This window comes from Bradyrhizobium sp. P2_E8, assembly GCF_056403875.1.
Genome location: NZ_JBFUES010001870.1, coordinates 1 through 591, shown reverse-complemented (window position 1 = coordinate 591; position 591 = coordinate 1). Strand labels below are relative to the sequence as shown.

Genomic DNA, 591 nt, shown 5'->3' with positions numbered 1-591 from the left:
CGCCTCGACATCGCCGCCGGCACCGCCGTCCGCTTCGAACCCGGCCAGACCCGCGACGTCCAGCTCGTCGCGCTCGCCGGCAAGAAGACCATCTACGGCTTCCGCGGCGACGTTATGGGGAAGCTGTGAGTGTAAACTGAGGCGCGCGGCGTGATCCACAGTGAGGTGAGCACAATGGTCAGGCTCCCTCCCCCCTTGCGGGGGAGGGTTGGGGAGAGGGGTATGCCACACGACGAGGTCTCTCCGTTACAAAGAACCCGCGCCAAACGATTGAGGCGCGAGATGACCCGCGCGGAGACGTTGCTGTGGCGTCATCTGAAGGCGCATCGTCTGGCTCGCCTCGGTTTTCGGCGACAGGCTCCGATGGGGGCGTATGTCGCCGATTTCGTGGCACACTCGTGCAAGCTTGTGGTTGAGGTCGACGGCGAAAGCCACGATTTCGCGGAGCGTCTGCGTCATGACGAACAGCGCGACGCGTGGTTCGCGTCGCGCGGCTATCGCGTGCTGCGCTTTACCAATGAGGACGTAATGAGGAGCCTGGAGGGAGTGGCTCTCGCCATCCTTCAGGCCGCGGAGCCCGGAGCCCCCCCC

2 protein-coding genes are annotated in these 591 nt (G+C 65.3%); both read left to right on the top strand.

What is annotated here, in order from left to right:
- The coding region (locus AC1D00_RS44425; protein ID WP_477015117.1) for an urease subunit beta at positions 1-129 on the top strand (129 nt) is incomplete at its 5' end.
- 45 nt (positions 130-174) lie between these two features.
- Positions 175-591 (top strand): endonuclease domain-containing protein (locus AC1D00_RS44420; RefSeq protein ID WP_477015116.1); only part of this gene is annotated, 417 nt, incomplete at its 3' end.